At 66.5% G+C, this 21,951-nt stretch carries 28 protein-coding genes; 2 read left to right on the forward strand and 26 right to left on the reverse strand.

What is annotated here, in order from left to right:
- Positions 1–136: 136 nt before the first annotated feature.
- The 11 genes from CKO31_RS16940 to CKO31_RS27275 form a co-directional block, all read right to left on the reverse strand.
- Positions 137–1,447 (reverse strand): hypothetical protein, encoded by a 1,311-nt coding sequence (locus CKO31_RS16940; RefSeq protein WP_200239830.1) that lies wholly within the window; start codon positions 1,445–1,447, stop codon positions 137–139.
- Positions 1,448–1,547: 100 nt separating this feature from the next.
- Positions 1,548–2,402 carry an RpnC/YadD family protein gene (locus CKO31_RS16945; protein WP_200239832.1) on the reverse strand — a complete coding sequence of 285 codons (855 nt, stop codon included), beginning with the start codon at positions 2,400–2,402 and terminating at the stop codon, positions 1,548–1,550.
- Positions 2,403–2,459: 57 nt separating this feature from the next.
- On the reverse strand, positions 2,460–2,702 hold the full coding sequence (locus CKO31_RS16950; protein ID WP_200239834.1) for a type II toxin-antitoxin system HicA family toxin: 243 nt from the start codon (positions 2,700–2,702) through the stop codon (positions 2,460–2,462).
- Positions 2,699–2,905, reverse strand: coding sequence for a 2-oxoisovalerate dehydrogenase (locus CKO31_RS16955; protein ID WP_200239836.1), 207 nt, complete (start codon positions 2,903–2,905; stop codon positions 2,699–2,701). Before CKO31_RS16955 ends, CKO31_RS16950 begins: the two co-directional genes overlap by 4 nt.
- A 1,037-nt stretch (positions 2,906–3,942) precedes the next feature.
- The gene (locus CKO31_RS16960; RefSeq protein ID WP_200239838.1) at positions 3,943–4,356 is read right to left on the reverse strand and encodes a putative toxin-antitoxin system toxin component, PIN family; all 414 of its coding nucleotides are present in this window, start codon (positions 4,354–4,356) and stop codon (positions 3,943–3,945) included.
- Positions 4,357–4,383: 27 nt separating this feature from the next.
- Positions 4,384–4,635 (reverse strand): ribbon-helix-helix domain-containing protein, encoded by a 252-nt coding sequence (locus CKO31_RS16965; protein WP_200239840.1) that lies wholly within the window; start codon positions 4,633–4,635, stop codon positions 4,384–4,386.
- A gap of 142 nt (positions 4,636–4,777) precedes the next feature.
- A complete protein-coding gene (locus CKO31_RS27710; protein WP_369075136.1) occupies positions 4,778–5,203 on the reverse strand; it encodes a DUF4351 domain-containing protein in 426 nt (141 codons plus the stop codon).
- Complete coding sequence (locus tag CKO31_RS16975) at positions 5,185–5,508, reverse strand: DUF2887 domain-containing protein (protein ID WP_200239872.1); 324 nt, start codon at positions 5,506–5,508, stop codon at positions 5,185–5,187. The genes CKO31_RS27710 and CKO31_RS16975 overlap by 19 nt, the downstream gene beginning before the upstream one ends.
- Positions 5,509–5,716: 208 nt before the next feature.
- Positions 5,717–5,887, reverse strand: a complete 171-nt coding sequence (locus CKO31_RS16980; RefSeq protein ID WP_200239843.1) for a hypothetical protein — start codon at positions 5,885–5,887, stop codon at positions 5,717–5,719.
- A 5-nt stretch (positions 5,888–5,892) separates the two neighbouring features.
- Positions 5,893–6,135 (reverse strand): hypothetical protein, encoded by a 243-nt coding sequence (locus CKO31_RS16985; protein WP_200239844.1) that lies wholly within the window; start codon positions 6,133–6,135, stop codon positions 5,893–5,895.
- 363 nt (positions 6,136–6,498) lie between these two features.
- Positions 6,499–6,630 (reverse strand): hypothetical protein, encoded by a 132-nt coding sequence (locus CKO31_RS27275; protein WP_274607769.1) that lies wholly within the window; start codon positions 6,628–6,630, stop codon positions 6,499–6,501.
- Here CKO31_RS27275 and CKO31_RS16990 point away from each other — a divergent pair.
- Positions 6,630–6,920, forward strand: a complete 291-nt coding sequence (locus CKO31_RS16990; protein WP_200239846.1) for a hypothetical protein — start codon at positions 6,630–6,632, stop codon at positions 6,918–6,920. The two genes, CKO31_RS27275 and CKO31_RS16990, sit on opposite strands and share 1 nt — an antisense overlap.
- A 220-nt stretch (positions 6,921–7,140) precedes the next feature.
- On the opposite strand, the gene CKO31_RS16995 is transcribed toward CKO31_RS16990, so the two are convergent.
- From CKO31_RS16995 to CKO31_RS17055, 13 genes are all read right to left on the reverse strand, one after another.
- On the reverse strand, positions 7,141–7,593 hold the full coding sequence (locus CKO31_RS16995; RefSeq protein WP_242475446.1) for a hypothetical protein: 453 nt from the start codon (positions 7,591–7,593) through the stop codon (positions 7,141–7,143).
- 484 nt (positions 7,594–8,077) lie between these two features.
- The gene (locus tag CKO31_RS17000) at positions 8,078–8,584 is read right to left on the reverse strand and encodes a DUF1640 domain-containing protein (protein ID WP_200239848.1); all 507 of its coding nucleotides are present in this window, start codon (positions 8,582–8,584) and stop codon (positions 8,078–8,080) included.
- Positions 8,585–8,831: 247 nt separating this feature from the next.
- Positions 8,832–9,113 carry a helix-turn-helix domain-containing protein gene (locus tag CKO31_RS17005; protein WP_200239849.1) on the reverse strand — a complete coding sequence of 94 codons (282 nt, stop codon included), beginning with the start codon at positions 9,111–9,113 and terminating at the stop codon, positions 8,832–8,834.
- 521 nt (positions 9,114–9,634) lie between these two features.
- The gene (locus tag CKO31_RS17010; protein ID WP_200239851.1) at positions 9,635–10,342 is read right to left on the reverse strand and encodes a PD-(D/E)XK nuclease family transposase; all 708 of its coding nucleotides are present in this window, start codon (positions 10,340–10,342) and stop codon (positions 9,635–9,637) included.
- Positions 10,343–11,186: 844 nt separating this feature from the next.
- Complete coding sequence (locus CKO31_RS17015) at positions 11,187–11,429, reverse strand: hypothetical protein (RefSeq protein ID WP_200239852.1); 243 nt, start codon at positions 11,427–11,429, stop codon at positions 11,187–11,189.
- 128 nt (positions 11,430–11,557) lie between these two features.
- The gene (locus tag CKO31_RS17020) at positions 11,558–11,779 is read right to left on the reverse strand and encodes a DUF4351 domain-containing protein (protein ID WP_322789165.1); all 222 of its coding nucleotides are present in this window, start codon (positions 11,777–11,779) and stop codon (positions 11,558–11,560) included.
- A complete protein-coding gene (locus CKO31_RS17025; protein ID WP_200239854.1) occupies positions 11,767–11,958 on the reverse strand; it encodes a hypothetical protein in 192 nt (63 codons plus the stop codon). Before CKO31_RS17025 ends, CKO31_RS17020 begins: the two co-directional genes overlap by 13 nt.
- 237 nt (positions 11,959–12,195) lie before the next feature.
- Complete coding sequence (locus CKO31_RS17030) at positions 12,196–12,498, reverse strand: hypothetical protein (protein ID WP_200239856.1); 303 nt, start codon at positions 12,496–12,498, stop codon at positions 12,196–12,198.
- A 54-nt stretch (positions 12,499–12,552) separates the two neighbouring features.
- On the reverse strand, positions 12,553–12,897 hold the full coding sequence (locus tag CKO31_RS17035; protein ID WP_200239858.1) for a DUF1640 domain-containing protein: 345 nt from the start codon (positions 12,895–12,897) through the stop codon (positions 12,553–12,555).
- Between the two features lie 387 nt (positions 12,898–13,284).
- Entirely contained in the window at positions 13,285–14,112 is an 828-nt protein-coding gene (locus CKO31_RS17040) for an RpnC/YadD family protein (protein WP_200239860.1), read from the reverse strand.
- Entirely contained in the window at positions 14,109–15,293 is a 1,185-nt protein-coding gene (locus CKO31_RS27715; RefSeq protein WP_200239877.1) for a DUF2887 domain-containing protein, read from the reverse strand. Before CKO31_RS27715 ends, CKO31_RS17040 begins: the two co-directional genes overlap by 4 nt.
- Positions 15,294–15,650: 357 nt before the next feature.
- Complete coding sequence (locus CKO31_RS17050; RefSeq protein ID WP_200239863.1) at positions 15,651–16,007, reverse strand: type II toxin-antitoxin system PemK/MazF family toxin; 357 nt, start codon at positions 16,005–16,007, stop codon at positions 15,651–15,653.
- Positions 15,991–16,194 (reverse strand): DUF2281 domain-containing protein, encoded by a 204-nt coding sequence (locus CKO31_RS17055; RefSeq protein WP_200239865.1) that lies wholly within the window; start codon positions 16,192–16,194, stop codon positions 15,991–15,993. The genes CKO31_RS17050 and CKO31_RS17055 overlap by 17 nt, the downstream gene beginning before the upstream one ends.
- A gap of 2,146 nt (positions 16,195–18,340) precedes the next feature.
- Here CKO31_RS17055 and CKO31_RS17060 point away from each other — a divergent pair.
- Positions 18,341–18,868, forward strand: coding sequence for a Uma2 family endonuclease (locus CKO31_RS17060; protein WP_322789166.1), 528 nt, complete (start codon positions 18,341–18,343; stop codon positions 18,866–18,868).
- Between the two features lie 1,292 nt (positions 18,869–20,160).
- On the opposite strand, the gene CKO31_RS17065 is transcribed toward CKO31_RS17060, so the two are convergent.
- Positions 20,161–20,316, reverse strand: a complete 156-nt coding sequence (locus CKO31_RS17065; RefSeq protein ID WP_200239869.1) for a hypothetical protein — start codon at positions 20,314–20,316, stop codon at positions 20,161–20,163.
- Between the two features lie 112 nt (positions 20,317–20,428).
- A complete protein-coding gene (gene bioA / locus CKO31_RS17070) occupies positions 20,429–21,736 on the reverse strand; it encodes an adenosylmethionine--8-amino-7-oxononanoate transaminase (protein ID WP_200239879.1) in 1,308 nt (435 codons plus the stop codon).
- Positions 21,737–21,951 lie beyond the last annotated feature (215 nt).

Below are 21,951 nucleotides of genomic sequence, written 5' to 3' on the forward strand. Positions count from 1 at the left end.
GACGGAGTTATGATCAAGGCCGGTGTGACCTCCAGATTCATCAGGAGCTCTCGGGCATCCTTGACGCGATATTTCAACGCTTCCTTGCGCGGGTGGGGGCGATGGAAGTTTGCCCGATGCCCGTCTTTCTCAAAAGTTACGGATGATCCGCTGCCTTCGATAACTCACGCGTGCGCTGCGCTGCCTCGATCAAAGCTGGCGGTACCTTCTTGTGCAAGGTGTTGAGCCAAGCCGTGCTGTCGGCGCTGTCGATGGTGGGGATTGCGAGATCGAGCAAGATGTCGAAGTCGTCGATCTGCTCCATGATGGCTCGGCTCGTCGCCGCGACCTCTGGGCCGAAGCGGTTCTGGATCTGGCCGACCAGCATGTTGCAGCTCGAGCGCAGCTCTTCGAGGCGGGCGCGGCGCGCGGTCGCTTCCGGGTCCGGCTGCTCGCGCAGCCCGAAGAAGCGATCCGGCGTGGCTGTGTATTCGTGCTGGAGCAGTGCCAGGGAAGTGATGCCGATGTCGTGCTCGCGGATGGTGGCGCGCAGTTGCTCCAGTTGCTTGCGCTGCCATGCGTTGTCATCCGGATGCGCAGTCGTATCCGGCAGTGTTGTCAATACATCGGTTTCGTCGCGCTCGCACAGCTCGATGGCCATCTGGTCGATCCGGAACGGGTCTTGTGGGTCGATCCAGAAGAAGCATCGGTAGCGGTAGTCGATATCCCATGGCGGCTCCCAGTCGCCAGCGAGCGAGCCCATGTCCGCGCCATGCGTCGGCTGGGTGAGGTACTGCAGCCAATGCAGCAGGTCCAGGCGCAGCCCATAGGCTTGCCATGGGCGCAGGTACGCAGCCGTGGCGATGAAGCCTCGGACCCTTTGCAACAGGGGGTCGGTCTGTGGCGGGATCTCGAACGGATGCTCGGCCATGGCCTCGTCGAGGGCGAAGCGCACATGGGCGTGCGGCCGCTGCCGCTGCGAGCCGAGCCCTCGCCAGCGCTCACGCTGCGCTTCGTCTGACGCCCGTTGCAGCAGGAAGAGGAAGGCGCCGACTGCGAAATGCGGCGGTAGGCACGCATGCAGGTTGCCGAGCTGCTTGCGCAGCAGCCGGTCGAGCCATTCGACGGGCAGGCGATTGCTGTGCTGGTGCAGCCGGCCCTGCAACAAAACATATTCCTCGAGCGCATTCTCCGGCGTGCCGTCGCCCCATTTGTAGAATCGCATGGCGAGGGACAGCATTCCGGTGTCCGGTGCAATGACGTAGTAGTCGTACCAGGCGCGTGTTGACATGGCAGTGGGCTGAAGTGTTGCGAGTGGCGCGGTCGTGGCTGTGGAACGGCTTTCGGCCGGTGCGATGCGCTGGTGGCGTCGCCGGGTCTGTCGCGGCAGGGATGCCGCTCCCACGGTGCCAAGCGTCAGGGGAACAGCACGTCCGCCAGCTTGAATACGGTGCCGAGCATGGACCACACTGCCCAGCAGGCAGCAGTTCGTTGCGCTGGCTGTAGGGGCGACGAGGCGCCGCAGCGCTGTCCCTGCCCGAGGGCGGTGCGGCGCCTTGGCAGCGCTGTCAATCGGTCTGTTGGTCGTCGCGGATCGCATCGTCGTCTTGGGCGGCGGCGATGCGCTCGACCTCGGCGATGTCGAGGCCGAGCAGCTCGGCGACCCGGGATGCATCAAGCTGGGCGAGCAGTTGGCGGACGACGTGGCGTTGGGTCTTGGCTGCGCCGCGGGCCTCGCCGCGGGCTGCGCCGCGGGCCTCGCCGTCCTCGTAGCCCAGTTGATAGGATGGAAGCCGTTTGACATCGACTTGGGTCAGCATCTTTTCTGCCTCTTTGACTTGGGCCTGGAGATTCCGGTTCTCGGAGAGGATCTCCAGCATGGCCATGTATTCACGAAAGCGCTTGTCGTTGTCGGCGAGCAGCTCCTTGAGCCGTCTGACAATATAGTGCACCACCTGCGCGGGGGCGCGCTCGCCGAAGTCGCACAGCACGGCGAGCACCAGGGCGTCGGGGTTGTCCTGCACCAGGAGTCCGGCGCAGTTGATCTGGTGCATGTCCACCAGTTGGTAGTGATAGTCGAGCAGCCCCGGCTCCGTGATGCCGTCGGACATGGCGAGGCGCTCGCTGCCGATGTAGAGCAGGCACTGGCGCATGGGGCCCGCGTGGCCGGCGAGGCGGATATCGGTGTAGTAGCGCAGCATGCGCAGCGGCATGTCGGCATCGTTGTTGTTGCTGATCTCGGTATGCAGCAGGAATGCCTCGCCGTTCGCTCCGCGCATGCGGGCGACGAGGTCGGCGCGGCGGTCTTCGACCCGCTGGTTCTGCGTCTCCAGCAGCTCGACGGCCTCGCCGATGAGCCGCGTGCGGGTCTTATCGTCGGTGGCGGCGCTGAGCTGTTCGTAGAGATGCAGGGCGGCGCGCATGGTGGGGTATGCCGGTGCGCTGCGCAGTCAGCCATGCTCGCGCTGAGGCGCGCGACGTCATTGCTGCACTATGCGCATTAACGCATCGCGGTCCAGCGCGTGATGATTGGCGACCTCCGACAGGATGGCTGCGAGCGTGCCTGTGCGCAGCGGGTCATGCAGAGGTACCGTGATGTGATGCTCGCCGTTGCGCTGCGTGGTCAGGCGCACATGGCTGCCAGTCCGGCGTGTCGGCGTGTAGCCGAGCTTACGCAGGCCCTTGATCAGTTGGGCACCGGATAGGTCGCGCGGCAGCCTCATGCGGCGATGGCTTCTTCACGGGTGATATGGAGTCGGATCAGTGAGGGACGCTCGTCGTCCTCGAAGTGACAGCGGACGGCGTCGCGGACCAGTTCCCGCAATGATGACAAGTCGTCCGCTTCGGTGAAGATTGCCACATCCACGGCACGGGCAATGTAGCCGCCTTCCGGCGACTCCTCGACGATAAAGTGTATGTCGCTCATGCTCTTGGCGTGTCCGTAGTCCTGGAGAGTATTAAACAAACATAACAGATCTGCGAGCAGGGACCTTAGATCGCCGATTGCACACACCCCCTGGGAGGAGCAGGCGTTCTTGGAGTCAGCGTCTTGGCGGGCAGCATACGAAGGGTCCTGAAATCACGCATTTTTCGCCGCTTTGAGCCTGTTGCTTGGCAAGACCGAATCCGGAGGCGACCTCGTTGCTGCCCGGCACTGTAGCGATCGCCCGCGGCGGCGACACGTGCCTTGGAGCCGTGAGTGCATGGGCGGCGCGCGCCTGTCCAGCTGATAGTGGTAGCGAAGGCTTGCGCCTCCCCTCCTTGCGAACCGTGCGTGCAGTTCTCCCGCACACGGCTCTCCGGTCGGTTGTTTCCTCATCGGGATTGGCTCGCCGGCAGGAGCAGCATGTCGGGTGATCGACTCCGGGCCAGCGCAGGGGACGCCCGCAGGCGTCGCGTGGACGCCGTTGCCAGGGCCGCCAACATCCGCTCAGTCCACACCGGCGGCTCGACCCGGCGCCACTCGCGTGGCTCGCGGGTCTCGCATGCTTCGTTTACTGGCGGGCACTGACGCACTCGGCTTCTCGCCCCCCAACCACGTGATGCCGCCCGTGGATCGCTTTACACGCCGTACACCAGCGTCCACGGTGAGTTTCAGGCTTCGCCACCTCCCAGCAGGCTCGCCACGACACCCCTTTGAGACGGGTTCGTTATCCTGCCGACCGACAGTTCGCGTGACTGTTGCTCCCCACCCCGCCTCGCGGCGACGCAGTGACCATTGGCTACGATTGGCTACGGGGCGCTTCGGGCCACGAAGACACGGGCTTTCACCGTGCTGATGAGGCGCCCTCGCGGGCGCACTGGGAGCGGCCTCTGGCCGCGATGAATCCGGCGGCGCCGGCGGAGCATCGTCGCGGCAAGGATGCCGCTCCCACGGGGCGCTTGGTTTGCTGTGGGAGCGGCCTCTGGCCGCGATGGGGGCTGCTCGGGCTGGGTTTCGCGGCAGGGATGCCCTGTGTCCTCTCATCGAGACAAAGTGTCGACAAGTTGCCGAGCGGTCACGATGCGGGTGCATCCGGTTCTGTGGAGGGCCAGTAGGTCGGACTTGTCCCCGCTCACGAGCAGATCAGCATCGGCGGCCTGTGCTAATGCCAACAAGAAATCATCGTTCGGGTCTGGCGAGGCGCTCACATCTGGCAAGGGATCGACATAAACCGCGAGCCGTCGTAGTTGGTTGACCAGCCGCCCGGCTTCACTGGGCTTGATCCGGGCACGAAAGAAGGGGCGACGCGATACCTCACGTAGCTCTTCGAGTTGTCTAGAGCAGGTCGCGAGATCGAAGCGCCCAGCTAGCCAGAACCGATAAAGCTGGTCGGGTGCGCTCCCGCGCACCAGTAGCGCCGATAGCAGGACATTGGTATCGAGGATGACGCGCATGGACTTGCGGACAGCCGCGCTGAAGACTCAGCTGCGCCGGTGGGCCGCGCGCACCGAGGCGACCTCCGCATCGATTGCGGCCTCCAAGTCTGTGGGGGAGAGGTCGGCATTGCGCGCCTTGAGGTGCTGTACCGTGGTGTCGAGCAGGCGCCAGCGTACTGCCTCCTCGACGAAGCCGGCCAAGCACTGCGGGTCCTGACCGGACTCGTCCAAGAACTCTCGCAGAGCCTGATCCGTTTCCTCGGAGACTTCCAGGGTCCAGCGAATTGCGGTTGGCATGGGTGTTCGCCTCGCGGCTGTTACGGTTGAGAGAAAACAGTAGGCGTTCGATCCTCGGCTGTCCACCGTGCTACCACGCTATGACTCCTCGACGCTTGAACCTAGATGGAGCAGTTAACCGCTCAAGGTGACAAGCAAGCGCTTATGTTGCTTGGAAATGGCCCAGCGCTTGCGTGTCACCCGCAGGGCTAGTAGGTCGTTGCTGATGAGGCGCCCTCGCACTGGGAGCGGCCGCTGGCCGCGACGCTGTGCCAACATCTCTGCCAAGGCCGTCGCGGCAAGGATGCCGCTCCCACAGGGCGCACGGGTTGCTGTGGGAGCAGCCTCTGGCAGCGGTTGATGGCTTTGCCGGCGGCGAGGGACGGGGCCGATGCGGCGTCGCCGGTGCGGGCAGTCTGTCTTTGGGCGCGGGGCGCTCGCGCAGCCAGGCTTCCAGGTCTGCCGGGGTGTTGAAGTCGAACAGGGCTTCGGACAGCTCGCCGCGCTGGGCGCTGGTGAGGGCGGTGATGCGCTCCGGCAGGCCGGCTGGGACTTGGTCGAATCGGCGTTTCACCAGACGGAGGAGCATGCTGGTTTCTGCGCGCTGCACGCCTTCTTCGCGGCCTTCGGCGAAGACCTCCTGGAGAAGCCGGTCTGCTTGAGGTCGGTGTCGGGGAGGTGGAGCATGGTCTTGATCTCCTCGCAGGTGAGCGTTGGGAACTTGTATACCAGTATGGTCTCGATCAGGTCGAGCATTGCAAAGCGCTCGGCCTGCGTCCCTGCCGTCGTCGCCAGCGCCCGAGCCTCTGCCGCCGCCGTTGCGCGGTCCAGCACGACGAGCCGGGCGAGACGGACCCCGACGGCGGTCTCTTCGGTCTTGAGGAAATCCGTCAGGAATCATGGTGACAGTATACTCAATTTCGGGATCGACCGGAACGTCGATGGGGCCGCAGCGCTCCGCGAGCAGAACGCACAGGCCAATGGACAAGCAGGCAATCAGCGCGTACGGCAAGGTTTTCGGCGGGGGCTTGAGAGTGGCGGCGGCTCGGGTTTGTGGCGTCGGCGTCGCTCGGCTGCGTGCGTCTGGGGCCGGGTGCGAAGATCAGGGACCGATGAGCAGGTCGGCGCGCTTGAAGACGGCGCCGAGGATGGCCAGGCCGGCGAGCAGCCAGCGGGTTTGTGCGGCTGTCCTTGCTGCTGACGCCGCCGACGCCGCATCGAGCCGCGTCGGCGGCAAGCCGGCTGGAAAGCCGGCGCTCCCGGTGCGCTGCACCGGACTCAGTGCCGCGGCTGTTGCGGCGTGCTCGACGGTTGTCCGTCGCCGTCGGCGAAGACCTCGTCGAGGCTGCCGGCGTCTTTGAGGCGTGTGCCCCATCGCAGGAGCTGTTCAGCGTCGGCCTGCTCGAGGCGCTCGATCAATGCCGCCGGCAGCGGGGCGAAGCGTTGCTCGAGCTGAGTCCGCAATAGGAGGCTCAGACCACGGCGCTCGCCGCGGCGTTCTACATAACTGAGGTAGGGCATCTTCAACTGCTCCTCGATCCGAAACACGGCATCAGTCTATTGCAGCTCCAGATCCTCCGGCAGGCGCATCAGCCAGTCAGGGAGAGGTTTGCCGATCGCACTGCATGAACGGTGCGCGCCTGTCGAGCTGTGGGAGCGGCCTCCGGCCGGGATGCGATTGGCGCAGCGGCTGGCGGCATCGTCGCGGCAGGGATGCCGCTCCCACGGTGCCAATTGTGAGGGGCGCCGCAAGTCCGCCAGCTTGAGAACGGTGCCGCGCACGGCGAGGCGGCCGAGCAGCCAGCGGGTCGTTGCGCTGGCTTCAGCGGCGAAGAGGCGCCGCAGGGCGGTCCCGCCGTGCGGTGCGGCGCCTTGGCAGCGCTGTCAGCCGGTCTGTTGGTCGTCGCGCTTTGCATCTTCGTCTTGGGCGGAGGCGATGCGCTCGACCTCGGCGAGATCGAGGCCCAGCAGCTCGGCGACCCGAGATGCATTGAGCTGGCTGAGCAGACGCGGCAATGCCTGGCAGACCGGAAGTACAGACCAAGCTGACCCGCGAGGCCGATGAGATTAAAGCGCAGCTGAAGCGCCTGCACTCGGGCAACCAACGGCTGTCGCGTGACGTCGACGGCGCCAAGGAGACCGCCAAGCAGGCGAAGGCCACGCTCGACCTCGGCGCCAAGAAGGTCGCCAAGCTTGAGACCGTGCTCGATGAGGAGCGCCAGGCCCGCATGGCGGCCGACCAGGCCGCGGCTACGCTTCGGGTCGAGGTGGCCACGCTCACCGAGAAAGGGTTCAAAAACAACTGAAACGGCCCTCGCGCGCACCACCCGCCAGCCGAGCGCTGTCCACCCGTCAGCGGTTTTAGCCGCGACGGGGCGGTGCCGGCAGCCGTCGCGGCTAAAGCCGTTCCCACGGGGAGGAGTAGTGCGCTGTTGTGCGGTCGCGGGTGCGATTGTTGTCGCGGCGACGTGGCGCGGAGCGCCGGCAGGGGCGTGACACCGCGGGAGCGGTGTCACGAGGGGAGTTTCATCGCGCTGCTTGCCGCAGTGCGGCGACCTCGGCTTGATCGAGGCCGCTGAGGGCCGCGATGGTGGCGTCGTCCATCTGGGTGAGGCGCAGCATGCGCTCGGCGGTCTCGCGCTGGGTTTCGGCGCGGCCTTTTTCCACTCCCTTTCCGATGCCCTCTTCGCGCGCTTCCGAGAGCAGGGTCTGTTCTTCGAGGAGCGCGCGCTCGCGCTGGAAGGCGAGCCAGCGTGTTTCGGGGTCTGCGCTGAGTGCCTTGAGCTTGTCGTAGGCGCTGCGCACGGGGTCGTCGGTGATCTGGTTCATGACATCGTCCTCTTGCCAGTGTTGGAACAGGGCGACCCAGGCCGCGAGGCGCCCGTTGTCTGTTTGGATGCGCGCGGCTTTGCGCAGTTCGATGACGTAGAGCTGCAATTCTTGCCCGAGGCAGACGCCGGGGGTGCTAGCGTCGCGCATGGCGAAGCACCATTCGGCTTGCTGGCCGTGCGCGGCATCCTGAAACAGGTCGAAGTCGAGGAAGTGGATGCCGACGACGGGATGGTGGGCGGCGGTTCGGTCTCGGCTGGCTTGAGCATAGCTGTTCTCGGGCGGGAACGCGCTGTGGGAGCGGCTTTAGCAGCCGCGACGGGGCGGTGCGGTAGCCGTCGCAGCTGAAGCCGTTCCCACGGGGGAGGGCAGTGCCATGTTGTGGCCTGGTCGCGGGCGAGATTGTTGCTGCGGCGATGTGGCGCGGAGCGCCGGCGGCTGCGTGACACCGCGGCAGCGGTGTCACGAGGGGGAAAAAGGCCGGTACCGGGAGCGATGGCCGGAGGCTTGGTTGCCGGCTGGAAGCCGGCACCACGATGCCGGGGCGGATGCATCCGGCGTACCCGGGTGCCGGATGAATCCGGCGCACCTTGGGGCTGTCGCCGGGCGCGGCGCGTCAGGGGCTGGTTGAGGTTCAGGGGCCGATGAGCAGGTCGGCGAGCTTGAAGACGGCGCCGAGGACGGCGAGGCCGCCGAGCAGCCAGCGGGTTTGGGCCGCCATGGCCTGGTGCAGGCTGACCTCGACCTGCTTGATCTGGAGCTCGACGCCTTTGATCTGCTCTTGGAGGCGGGCTTCCACCTCTCGGATCTGGAGCTCGACGCCTTTGATCTGCTCTTGGAGGCGGGCTTCCACCTCTCGGATCTGGAGCTCGACGCCTTTGATCTGCTCTTGGAGGCGGGCTTCGACCTCTCGGATCTGGAGCTCGACTTGTTTGATCTCCTTCTGCAGGCGGCCCTCGACTTCTTTGATTTCCTTCTGCAGCCGCAGCTCGGACTCGCGCACGTGGCCTTGCGTGGCGAGGTCGTTGAGCTGCGGAAACCGGGCCTCGAGCGTCGCGAAGGCGTCGGCGATGAGGCGCGCGCGTTCCTTGTCGTCGGTGGTTGCGGTGAGCTTGGCGTAGAGGTCGAGGGCGGCGCTCATGCTCGCACGCTCCAGGTTGGCGCCAGTGGCGGGGCATCATAGCATCCTGTCGGCGCTGCAGTTTTCGGCCGGTTTGCCGGGCGTCGATGTGGGAGCGGCTTTAGCCGCGATGGGGCGGTGCCGGGAGCGGTCGCGGCTGAAGCCGCTCCCACGGGGGGCGGGCGGAGCGCTGTGGGAGCGACTTTAGCCACATCTTGCGTCGCAGCATCACGGGAGCCATGCATGTGCGTGCCATGATGCAAACCGCTCAACCAAGCTCGCGCAGCACGTCCGGATGGCGTTCGGCGACTTTGAACAAGGTTCGCGCGGCGCCGCTTGGCTGGCGTCGTCCCTGCTCCCATTCCTGCAAGGTGCGTACGGACACGCCCAATAGCTCAGCAAAGCGCGCTTGCGATAGCCCCGTGCGCTCGCGTGCGGCCAGCGCGGGCGGATAGACCACGGTCCCTTGCCCGGCTTTCATCTGGCGAACGGACTGGAGCAGCTTGCTGCCAAGCTCCTCGCCCGTGATCACATCATTTTGTTTCGGCATCGATCGTCTCCCGAATTGCATTTCGCAGCGCTTCGAGCCTGGTGCTTGGCAAGACCGCATCCCGAGGCGACATTGTTGCGGGCCGGCGCCGTAGCGATCGCCCGTGGCGGCGACACGTGCCTTGGAGCCGTGCGTGCATGGGCGGCGCGCGCCTGTCCAGCTGTAGGAGCGGCCTCTGGCCGCGATGAATCTGACGGCGCCGCTGGTGCATCGTCGCGGCAGGGATGCCGCTCCCACGGTGCCAAGTGTTAGGGACGCAGCACGTCCGCCAGCTTGAACACGGCGCCGAGGACGGCGAGGCCGCCGAGCAGCCAGCGAGTCTGCCCGGCTATCCTTGTTGCTGACGCGGTATCGAGCTGCGTCGGCGGCGAGCCGGCTGGAAAGCCGGCGCTCCCAGTGCGCTGCACCGGACTCAGTATCGCGGCTGTTCCGGCGTGCTTGACGGTTGTCCGTCGCCATCGGCGAAGACCTCGTCGAGGCTGCCTGCCGATCCCTGATCCTCGACGAAGGCGAGCGGACTGTCAGCGCTGACGACGGAGCTCGGCGATCTGCTCGGGGCTCAGGCCGGTGATGGCGCTGATGCCGGCGTCGTCGAGGCTGGTCTGGCGGATCATGTTGATGGCGATCTGGCGCTGGGCGTTGTCGTGGCCTTCTTCGCGGGCCTCGAGGAGTAATTGGGCCTCGTCGTGCAGGGCGCGTTCGCGCACGAAGGCGAGTCGGCGCGCCTCGTCGTCGGCGCTGAGGGACTTGAGTTTGTCGTAGGCGCGGCGGGTGTCGGCGTCGGTGATGTTGGACATGCTGTCTTCCTCTTGCCAATGCTCGAACAGGGTGATCCAGGCGGACAAGGCGGGTGGCAGTTTGCCTAGGCGCTCGGCCTTCTTCAGCTCGACGATGTTCAGCTGTAGCTCTGATCCGAGCCGCACGCTCGGGCGTTGCGCGTCGCGCATCTCGAAGCACCAGAGCGCCTGGTCGCGGTGCTCGGCGGCACTGAACAGGTCGAAGTCCAGCAGGTGGATACCGATGACCGGACAAAGCTGTTCGTAGGTGTCGCCGGCGACAAGCTGGCCGCAGATGACTTTTGCCAGGTAGTAGGTGCTGCGCGCGCTCCAGCCCCGCAGGCGGCGCACCTGCATCTCGATGCGGTTGCGGCGGATCGGGTGCGGGTGTCGAGGATCGATGCGCCCGCTGCGAATTTCAGCGTCGGCGCCCCTGCTTCCGAAGCATAGCACGCTGTCGATGCAGCAGTTTTCGGGTGCCGGTTCTGTGGGAGCGGCCTCCCGGCGGCGATGGCTACGCCTAGCGAGTTCTCGCGGCGGTCAGCGCCCGGATGTGAGTTGTTCGAGCCAGGCTTGCAGATCAGCCGCGTTAGGGGGCCGACTGAAGTCGGCGTACCCAGGGGCTGCTCCGCTACTGCGGCATGGGTGTACTCGGGGGTGAGCAGGGTGTTGAATGCCAGCAGCAAGAGGTTCTTGCCGCTGATCGAGGAGCGTTCGTCTGGGCTGGACTGGGTCACACGCGATGAAAACTCCTGTTCCGGGGCGCCGATGATAGCGTGCAGGGGTCGACAGCGGCGGAGAGAAGCTTCGCGGGTGTGGGAGCGGGCTCTGGCCGCGACGAGTTGCGTGCGGGCTGGGTTTCGCGGCTGAAGCCGCTCCCACGGGGCGCGGCGGCTCGGGCGGGTCAGTGGCCGGTGGCCTGTTGGTTGTACGCGCAGGAATTCTTGCCGCGCTTGATAGGCGTGGTAGGCGCGGTCTTTCTCGGAGAATGTGCTCAGGGTGCTCATGACTTGCCTCATCTTGGGGGTGTTCATCCAGGGCGGCAGATGCTCCGGGTCGAGCGCCGCGCCCTCTTTGAAGAACTTCACCCGTTGAGCTGCGCTACTGTTGCCGCGGCGACGTGGCGCGGAGCGCCGGTGGATGCGTGACACCGCGGGAGAGACTGGGCAGATATTCACCGCTGGTGCTTGCTTGCATGCATGCCCTGCGTAGGTCGGGCCGACGCTAGGAGGCCCGACGATCAGGCGTTGATGGCACGCGACTGCAAAGCCGGCGCTCCCAGTGCGCTGCACCGGACTCAGTGTCGCGGCTGTTCCGGCGTGCTTGGTGGTTGTCCGTCGCCATCGGCGAAGACCTCGTCGAGGCTGCCGGCGTCGTTGAGACGCGTGCCCCAGCGCAGGAGCTGCTCGGCGTCGGCCTGCTCGAGTCGCTCGATCAGTGCCGCCGGCAGCGGGGCGAAGCGTTGCTCAAGCTGGGTCCGCAAGAGGAGGCTCAGACCGCGTCGCTCGCCGCGTCGCTCTACATAACTGAGGTAGGGCATCTTCAACTGCTCCTCGATCCGAAACACGGCATCAGTCTATTGCAGCTCCAGATCCTCCGGCAGGCGCATCTGCCCACACGCAATGTCGTACTCACCCAGCATCTGGTGGGATGCCGGCGGGCGGCGGCTTAATGCAGGACTTCGTCGAGGTTGTCGGCCGCAAGGGCCTGATCGAACCAGCGGCTCAGGGTGTCCGGTTCGGCCGACTCGATGCGGTGGCGGATGTCCGCCGGAAGCTCGCCGAATTTGTGGTGCATCAGCCGCAGCAATGACACCGCTTCGCCTTGCTGCATGCCTTGGTGCACACCTTCGTCGCGAATGCGTTCAGAGTAGGTCTTCAGAATTTCCACCTGTAGGGCATGGCGGCCAGCGCCACGGCGATGAAGTGGAAGTTGAGGTAATCGGTCTGCTCGCTGCCAAGTTTGAGCCGACGCTCGTTTGGGCCGCCGCTCAGGAAGATGACGATCGGCACGACCCGGCGGGTCTTCAGCAGTTCGGCAATGTCGAGGCAATAATGCGCCAGACGCACGACGGAGAATCGCGCCGGGTCGGTCCATGGCGCCGGGGTCGGCAGGTCGCTGGTAGGAGTGGCGCCCTCGCCGCGATTCGCATCCCGATGGGCCCGGGTTGACGGGCTTTGCCTGGGCTGCAGCCCTGAAGGCCGCCTGCCCGGGAGCCGACCCAAGTCGGTGTACCCGGCGGCGGCTGCATTCATTGACCGGGACGGCAGCGATGGACGCGGGGGGGGCGTTGCCGGTGCTGGCAGTCAGTCTTTGGGCGCAGGGTGCTCGTGCAGCCAGGCTTGCAGGTCTGCCGTGTTGCCGACGTCGCGCGGGGTCTCGGATGGCTCGCCGTGCTGGGTGCCGGTGAGGGCGGTGCCGCGCGCCGGCGTACTGTTGGCGCTTTGCATGCCGAGCTCGGGCTCGGGTGGCTCGGCTTGCGTGCTGTGCGCAGTCAGCTGCGCTAAGCGCGCTTCCAATGCCTCGAAGCCATTGGCGATGATCCGCGCGCGGGTGTCGTCGTCCTTGGCCTCGGTGAGCGCTATGTAGACTTGGAGGGCGATGCTCATGTGGGGCTCCTGGTCAGGGCTTGAAGGTCAGGGCTTGAAGGTCAGGGCTGAAGATCAAGGGCCGATGAGCAGGTCCGCGAGCTTGAAGACGGCGCCGAGGACGGCGAGGCCGCCGAGGAGCCAGCGGGTTTGGGCCGCCATGGCCTTGTGGAGGTTGACCTCGACCTGCTTGATCTGGAGCTCGACGTCTTTGATGTCCCTCTGCAGGCGCGCCTCGACTTCTTTGATTTCCTTCTGCAGCCGCAGCTCGGACTCGCGCACGTGGCCTTGAGTGGCGAGGTCGTTGAGCTGCGGAAACCGTGCCTCGAGCGCCTCGTAGGCATCGGCGATGAGGCGCGCCCGTTCCTTGTCGTCCGAGGTTTCGGTGAGCTTGGCGTAGAGGTCGAGGGCGGCGCTCATGCTCGCACGCTCCAGGTTGGCGCCAGTGGCCGAGGATCATAGCATCGTGTCGGGCGTGCAGTTTTCGGGCGGTTTGCTGTGCGTCGGCCGCGGCGTTCGAGCGCCGTGTCGCGGCGGGGACGTGGCTCACACAGGTCGCACTGGCGGCTGTGGGAGCGGCCTCTGGCCGCGATGACACTGGCACTACCGCGGGTGCATCGTCGCGGCAGGGATGCTGCTCCCACGGTGCCAAGCGTCAGGGGAACAGCACGTCCGCCAGCTTGAATACGGTGCCGAGCATGGACCACACCGCCCAGCAGGCAGCAGTTCGTTGCGCTGGCTGTAGGGGCGACGAGGCGCCGCAGCGCTGTCCCTGCCCGAGGGCGGTGCGGCGCCTTGGCAGCGCTGTCAATCGGTCTGTTGGTCGTCGCGCGTGGCATCGTCGTCTTGGGCGGAGGCGATGCGCTCGACCTCGGCGATGTCGAGGCCGAGCAGCTCGGCGACCCGGGATGCATCAAGCTGGCAGAGCAGTTGGCGGACGACTTGGCGTTGGTTCTTGGCCTCGCCGTCCTCGTAGCCCAGTTGATACGACGGAAGCCGCTTGACGTCTACTTGAGTCAGCATCTTTTCTGCCTCTTTGATCTGCGCTTGGAGATTCCGGTTCTCCGACAGGATTTCCAGCATAGACATGTATTCCCGAAACCGTTTGTCGTCCTGGCGGAGCAGCTCCTTGAGCCGCCTGACAATATAGTGCACCATTTGCTCGGGGGCGCGGTCGCCGAAGTCGCACAGCACGGCGAGCACCAGGGCGTCGGGGTTGTCCTGCACCAGGAGTCCGGCGCAGTTGACTTGGTGCATGTCGACGAGTTGGTAGCGATAGTCGAGCAACGTCGCCTCAGCGATCCCGTCGGGCATGGTCAGCCGGTCGCTGCCGATGTAGATCAGGCACTGGCGCAGGGGTCCCGTGTGTCCGGCCAGGCGGATATCAGTGTAGTAGCGCAGCATGCGCAGCGGCATGTCGGTCGCGTTGTTGTTGCTGGTTTCGGTGTGCAGCAGAAATTCCTCGCCGTTCGCTCCGCGCATACGGGCGACGAGGTCGGCGCGGCGGTCTTCGACCCGCTGGTTTTGGGTTTCCAGCAGCTCGATGGCCTCGCCGTCGATGCCGAGCAGCTGCTGAGCCAGATCGGTGGTCAGGCGCTTGAGCGTGTCGCGGCTGATGATGTCTTTGGCGGTCATGGCGGCGTCTGGGCCAGCGCGCGGCGAATCCTTGTCGTGCACGGGGAGTCTACAGCATAGCCGTCTGGGCGTTTTCGCGTACCGGGGGAGCTGCGGTTGCGCAGGACGGGCCTAACCGTGGTGCGGCATCGGCGCGGTATGGATGCCGCTCCCACGGTGCCAAGCGCGAGGGGAGCAGCAACTCCGCCAGCTCGAATACGGCGCCAAGCACGGCAAGGCCGCCGAGCGGGCAGGGGGTCTGCCCGGATATCCTGGCTGCTGACGCCGCCGACGCGGCATCGAGCTGCGACGGCGGCGAGCCGGCTGGAAAGCCGACGCTCCCAGTGCGCTGCACTGGACTCAGTGCCGCGGCTGTTTCGGCGTGCTTGGCGGTTGCCCGTCACCAGTCGCGGCAGGGATGCCGCTCCCACGGGGCGCAGTCGCGGCCGCGGGCGAGCTTCTGTCGGTGTCATTGTGAGCAGAGCGTATGGATCACGCTTGGCGGAGAGCGGTGCTGACGGTCTCGTGAACCGTGCCGTCACAGCTTCGGCACGACGAAACCGGCTTGAATGAAGTGCTGATCGAAAGCAAGCGCGGTCGTCCATTTCCTCTGACGCATCACGACAAAGGAAACGCAGTCGACTAGTCCCCACTGCTTGTCGGTGTGGCGCCGGTAAAGGTCGAGCCCTAATGGAGCAGCTCGGGCGTGAGGTCGTCGCCAGCGCCCGAGCCTCTGCCGCCGCCGTTGCGCGGTCCAGCACGACGAGCCGGGCGAGACGGACCCCGACGGCGGTCTCTTCGGTCTTGAGGAAATCCGTCAGAAAGACGCGTTGCAGCAGGCCGGCGTCGGCCAGCGGTGCGTAGGCGGGCGGGATGTCTTGGTCTGTCCCCCGGTCGGGATACACAACGACGGCGCGCCAGGGCCGGGTGACGTCGTGGCGAAACAGGTACAGGAAGATGGCGGCAAACCAGCGGGCGTAGAAGTCCGGCTTGGGCTGGAACTGCGCCTCGACAAAGATCAGTGGTGCGTCAGTCTTCCCTTGCGAAGGTGCCAGCAAGCCGTCGAGCCGAAATGCTGTCTGCTTCACCTCGACTGCGCTCAGACGATAGCCGGCGTTTTGATCGTACGCCAGGCCGGTGAGCTCGAAGACCGTCGCCGGGCGCTCTTGGAAGAGGCGGTAGAAGAGGGCGTCCGTGTGTATGTGCGGGCTCGATTAACCATGTCGAGCGCCGAATTTTTGCACAGCGTCGCCATGCGGTGTTCTTTGGGCGAAGGGACATGTGCGGAGGGACAGGTCTTGCCAGCACGCATCTTTCGCCGCGTTGAGCATGTTGCTTGGCGCAACCGAATCCCGAGGCGACCTCGTTGCTGCCCGGCACGGCAGCGATTGCCCGCGGCGGCGACAAGCGCCTTCGAGCCGTGGGTGCATGGACGGAGCGTGCCTGTTCAGCTGTGGGAGCGGCGGCCTCTGGGCGCGATACATGTGGCGGCGGCGTTGCGGCATCGTCGCGGCAGGGATGCCGCTGCCACAGACCCGTGCCTGGTGATATTGGGATGATCAGGGCGGCGACGCGCCAAGCCGCCTGCTGGCACATCCGAGCTCAAGGCAGATCGCTTCGAGTATGCGCGCCATTGAGGTCGGCGTGAGTCGACCGACGCGGTGGAGAATCAGCGTTTCGTTCAGCGTAAACAGCTTGTCAAGACGCACGATGCTTGCCTTAGGGAGCGCGCCAAGGTCGAAGTCAGCAGCACTAATGGCGAGACCGGGGCGATGATGTGTCTGGGACGTGATTTGGGCGGCAACGAAATCACCCTGTGCGTTCGGTGCCTTGAGTACCAGCACCGGACGGCGCTTCCGCGCCGACAAGTCAGAAAACGGGAAGGGCAGTAGGACGACGTCAGACGGCTGGGGCATGGTTCCAGGCGTCGTCGTCGGCGTTGTCCCAGTCCGTCATGGAGGGCTGCTGTGCCCAGCTGAGCTCGCGGTCTTCACGGACTGCCTCGCGCTGCAACAAGAACTCAGCGAAATCCAACACCTCTTGCGCTGTTGTCTCCGGCAATTGGTCGACACATTCCAGCAGCTTCTCGGCGACGTCTGACATGATGGATCTCCAGCGCAAATGGTGGGGAGTGTGGGCCTTCAGAATAGCGCGGGCTCGATCTGTGACTCGCAGTACGAAGGGGGACAGGTTTTGTAAGCTCGGCGCTGCCCGGCACTGTAGCGATCGCCCGCGGCGGCGACACGCGCCTTCGAGCCGTGGGTGCATGGACGGAGCGTGCCTGCCCAACTGTGGGAGCAGCCTCCGGCCGCGATGAATCCGGCAGCGCCGGTGTTGCATCGTCGCGGCAGGGCAGCAAGTCCGCCAGCTTGAACACACGGCGCCGAGCACGGCGAGTCCGCGCAGCAGGCAGCAGGTCGTTGCGCTGGCTGTAGGGGCGAAGAGGCGCCGCAGCGCTTCCCCTGGCCGGCGGCGTTCCGGCGCCTTGGCAGCGCTGTCAGCCGGTCTGTTGGTCGTTGCGCGTGGCATCGTCGTCTTGGCCGGCGGCGATGCGCTCGACCTCGGCGAGGTCGAGGCCGAGCAGCTCGGCGACCCGCGATGCAGTCGGCGCCTCCAGTGGCCGACTGGAGTCGGCGGCGCCGGGGGACGCGCTCGGCTTATACTTGTCCCTATCGCAGCAGCCGTGCGGGACGAACTGGCCGCCGGCGGCCAGGACTGGCCGGGGCGGGCAGAAGTCGCACGGACGGGCTGGGTGGAGTGCGGGAGTGTCACACCGTTCAGCATCGCGCCTTGGTACTGTGTGCGAAGGGTTACGTCTTTCAATCACGCATTTTTTGCCGCTTTGAGCATCTTGCTTGGCAAGACCGAATCCGGAGGCGACATCGTTTCTGCACGGCACCGTAGCGCTCGCCCGCGGCGGCGACAAGTGCCTTCGCGCGGTGAGTGCATGGATGGAGCGCGCCTGGCCAGATGGGGGAGCGGCCTCTGGCCGCGATGCGATTGGCGCGGCCGCTGGCGGCTCGTCGCGGCAGGGATGCCGCTCCCACGGTGCCAAGGGGCGGGGGATCAGCAGAACGGCCAGCTTGAACACGGCGTCGCGCACGGCGAGGCTGCCGAGCAGCCAGTGGGTCGGAGCACGAGGACGGTATCCGCGATCGCGGGATCGACTGGTACGTCGATTGGGCGGCAGCACGCCGCGAGCAGAACACACAGGTCACTGGACAAGCAGGCAATCAGCGCTTGCGGCGGGATCATCGGCGGGGGATTGGGTGGCGGCGGCTGGGGTTTGGCGTCGGCGTCGCTGGGCTGAGTGCGTCTGGCGCCGGGTTGGAAGATCAGGGGCCGATGAACAGGTCGGCGAGCTTGAAGACGGCGCCGAGCACGGCAAGGCCGCCGAGCAGCCAGCGGGTTTGTGCCGCCATGGCCTTGTGCAGGCTGACCTCCACCTGCTTGATCTGCAGCTCGACGCCTTTGATTTGCTCCTGGAGGCGCGCTTCGACCTCTCGGATCTGAAGCTCGACGCTTTGATTTCCTTCTGCAAGCGCAGCTCCGACTCGCGCACGTGGCGCTGTGTGGCAAGGTCATTGAGCTGCGGAAATCGGGCCTCGAGCGCCTCGAAGGCATCGGCGATGAGGCGGGCACGTTCCTTGTCGTCCGTGGTTTCGGTGAGCTTGGCGTAGAGGTCGAGGGCGGCGCTCATGGCCGTACGCTCCAGGTTGGCGTCATCGGCGAGGCGTCATAGCATTCTGTCGGTGATGCGGTTTTCGGGCGGTTTGCCGTGCGTCGAGCGTTGGATGCGAGCGCCCCGTCGCGGCAAGGATGCCGCTCCCACGGGGCGCTCTGGCAGCTGTGGGAGCGGCCTCTGGCCGCGACGGGTCTGGCAGCGCCGGCGGGGCATCGTCGCGGCAGGGATGCCGCTCCCACGGGGCGCACTGGCGGCTGTGGGAGCGGCCTCTGGCCGCGATGAGTCTGGTAGCGCCGGTGGCGCATCGTCGCGGCAGGGATGCCGCTCCCACGGGCCCACTGGCGGCTGTGAGAGCGGCCTCCGGCAGCGGTTGAGCACTTGACCGGCGGCGATGGACGGGCCGATGCGGCGCCGCCGATGCGGACAGTCAGACTTTGGGCTCAGGGCCGTCGCGCAGCCAGGCTTCCAGGTCCGCGGAGCCTGGCTAGATTAAACTTGGACTGTGTTTGGAATGTCGAGAGGGTGAGCACTATGAGCGCGTTAGCGATGCCGTCGCGGTTGTCCGTGGAAGATTACCTGGCTGGTGAGGAAGTCAGTGATATCCGACACGAGTACATTGCTGGCGAGGTCTATGCGATGACTGGAGCCAGCCGGGTGCATGGGCTGATCGCTGGGAATATCCATGCGTTTTGGCGCCCCCTGCTGCGGGGCGGCGACTGCCAAGCCTTTATCAGTGACATGAAGGTACGTTTGGAGATCGCTGGCGATGATGTCTTCTACTATCCGGATCTGGTGATGTCCTGCGATCCGGACGATCGGGCGAGCGACTATTGCCGGGCGCCCTGCCTGGTGGTCGAGATTCTCTCGGCGAAGACACGGCGCATCGATCGGCGCGAAAAATTCCTTGCCTACACGTCGATGCCGTCGTTGCGCAGCTACCTGTTGATCTCACAAGAGCTGCGGCAGGTGGAGTTATTCCATCGCGAGCGCGGCTGGAGGCCGGAGGTATTCTGCGACGGCGCGGTGGCGTTGGACTGTATCGACGAGGCGTTGCCGCTGGAGACGATCTACGAGGGCGTGGATTTCGCTTAGGTCGTAGACGCACACTCGCTCGGCGAAGCTGACCTCACGCAGGCTGCCCTTGCGAGTGCAAGGGACACGTCTTGCAGTCGTACATTTCTTCGCCTTCGAAAAGGTTGCTTGGCAAGACCGAGCCTCACGGCTCGTGATCCAAAGGCGCTTGCGGTGTGGAGGCCGACCGCGATTCGGCCCGGCACCGTAGCGGTCGCCTGCCGCGGCGACGAGCGCCTTCGAGCTGTCAGTGCATGGACGGGGCGCGCCTATCCCAGAGCGGGAGCGGCTTCTGGCCGCGACGACTCTGGCACCACCGGCGGTGCATCGTCGCGGCAGGGATGCCGCTCCCACAGGGCGCACTGGCAGCTGTGGGAGCGGCCTCTGGCCGCGATGACTCTGGCAGCACCGGCGGTGCATCGTCGCGGCAGGGATGCCGCTCCCACAGGGCGCACTGGCAGCTGTGGGAGCGGCTTCTGGCCGCGATGAGTCGGGCAGCGCCGGTGGTGCATCGTCGCGGCAAGGATGCCGCTCCCACGGACCGCTCGGGCGGCTGTGGGAGCGGCCTCTGGCCGCAATGAGTCTGGCAGCGCCGGTGGTGCATCGTCGCGGCAAGGATGCCGCTCCCACAGGGCGCACTGGCAGCTGCGGGAGCGGCCTCTGGCCGCGATGACTCTAGGCAGCACCGGCGGTGCATCGTCGCGGCAAGGATGCCGCTCCCACAGGGCGCACTGGCGGCTGTGGGAGCGGCCTCTGGCCGCGATGACTCTAGCCAGCACCGGCGGCGCATCGTCGCGGCAAGGATGCCGCTCCCACGGGCCGCTCGGGCTGCTGTGGGAGCGGCCTCTGGCCGCGACGACTCTAGCCAGCACCGGCGGTGCATCGTCGCGGCAAGGATGCCGCTCCCACGGGCCGCTCGGGCGGCTGTGGGAGCGGCCTCTGGCCGCGATGAGTCTGGCAGCGCCGGTGGTGCATCGTCGCGGCAAGGATGCCGCTCCCAGGGGCACACTGGCGCCTGTGGGAGCGGCCTCTGGCCGCGATGAGTCGGGCAGCGGCGGTGGTGCATCGTCTCGGCAGGGATGCCGCTCCCACGGACGCGTTTGTTTGGGATTGGGATGATCAGGCCGGCGAAGCGCCAAACCCCTTGGTGGGGCAACCGAGGTCCACGCAGCTGGCATCGCGTCTGCGCGCCGTCGCGACCGGTGTGAGTCTGCCGATGCGGTGGAGCATCAGCGTCTCGTTCAGCATGAACCGTTACCGGACAGCGTTTACGCGACTACAAATCCGACAACGGGCAGGGCAGCAGGGCGATGTCAGACGGCTGGAGCATCGTTCCAGCCGTCATCTTCTGCATTGTCCCAGTCCGTCATGGCGGGATGCTGCGCCGCGCAGGGCTGACGGTCTTCACGGGCGGCCTCGCGCCGCAACAGGAATTCGGCGAAATCGGGCACCTCTTGGGCCGCTGTCATGGTCTTCTTCCAACAGGTGGAGGAATTGGTCCGGGGCCAGAATCGGGCGCGCCCAGTTGGCTGCGTTCTCGCGGCAAGGATGCCGCTCCCACGGGCCCGCATTGGGCCGCGGCTAGCGGCGCGGCGGGTCGGTGAGGCGGCCCTCGACGAGGTCGGCGACGACTTCGCAGACGGCGCTGCAAACCTGCGCCAGCTGCTCGGGGCTGATGATGAAGGGCGGCATCAGGTACACCAGCCGGCCGAAGGGGCGTACCCAAACGCCGCGCTCCACCAGGGCCTGCTGCACCGCACGCATGGGCACGGGCTCGGTCAGCTCGACGACACCGATGGCCCCGAGCACGCGCACGTCGGCGACGCCGGGCAGCTCGCGGCAGGGCGCGAGCCCGGCGCGCAGGCCGGCCTCGATGGCGGCGACCTCGCCCTGCCAGTTCCGCGACAGCAGCAAGTCGATGCTGGCATTGGCGATGGCGCAGGCGAGGGGGTTGCCCATGAAGGTGGGCCCGTGCATGAAGGCCCCGGGCTCGCCGCGGGAGATGGTGGCGGCGACGTCCGCGGTGGCGAGGGTCGCGGCGCCGGTGAGATAACCGCCGGTCAGCGCCTTGCCCAGGCACAGGATGTCCGGCGCGATGCCGGCGTGCTCGCAGGCGAAGAGCTTGCCAGTGCGCCCGAAGCCGGTGGCGATCTCGTCCAGAATCAGCAGCAGGCCATGGCGATCGCAGAGGGCGCGCAGACGGGCCAGATACTCCGGCGAGTAGAAGCGCATGCCGCCGGCGCCCTGGACAACAGGCTCCAGGATCACCGCCGCCAGCTCGTCGGCATGCCGTTCCATGAGGCCGGCGACCTCGGCGATGTCGGCATCCGTGCAGGGCGCGTCGAAGCGCGGGGCGGGCGGGGCGGCGAAGACCTGCTTGGGCAGCACCCGCTCGAATAGGCTGTGCATGCCGTTGACCGGGTCGCAGACGGACATGGCGTCGAAGGTGTCGCCGTGGTAGCCGCTGCGCACGGTGAGGAAGCGCACCCGGCCCGTATTGCCCGCCGCCTGCTGGTATTGCAGCGCCATTTTCATGGCGACTTCCACGGCGACGGAGCCGGAGTCGCACAAAAAGACATGCTGCAGCGGCGCCGGCGTCAGGCGCACCAGGCGCTCCACCAGGCCCACGGCGGGCGCGTGCGTGAGGCCGCCGAACATCACATGCGCCATGCGCCCGAGCTGCTCGGTGGCGGCGGCGTTCAGCACCGGGTGGTTGTAGCCGTGGATGGCGCACCACCAGGACGCCATGCCGTCCACCAGGCGGCGGCCGTCCATGAGCTCGATCTCGCAGCCCGCCGCCGCGCGCACCGGATAGACCGGGTCGCGGTCGATGGTGGAGGTGTAGGGGTGCCAGGCGTGGGCGGCGTCGATGGCCAGCAGTTGCTCGATATCCGCCCCGGGGCTGGCGGCCGTGGCATCCGTGCCCAGGCCCGTCGGCGCGTCTTTCACCCCAGCACCTCCAGCGCCCGCACCAGGTTGCGGATGTCCGGCTCGTCATCCAGAGCGCCTTCCCAGAAACGGTAATGACGCACCGTCGGGCCGTCGCCGACGGTGAGCTCGGCGATGAAGCCGGTGGCGCCGGCGGGGGCCGGGTGCTCCCGGGG

This window comes from Thiohalocapsa halophila, from assembly GCF_016583825.1.
GTDB lineage: Bacteria > Pseudomonadota > Gammaproteobacteria > Chromatiales > Chromatiaceae > Thiohalocapsa > Thiohalocapsa halophila.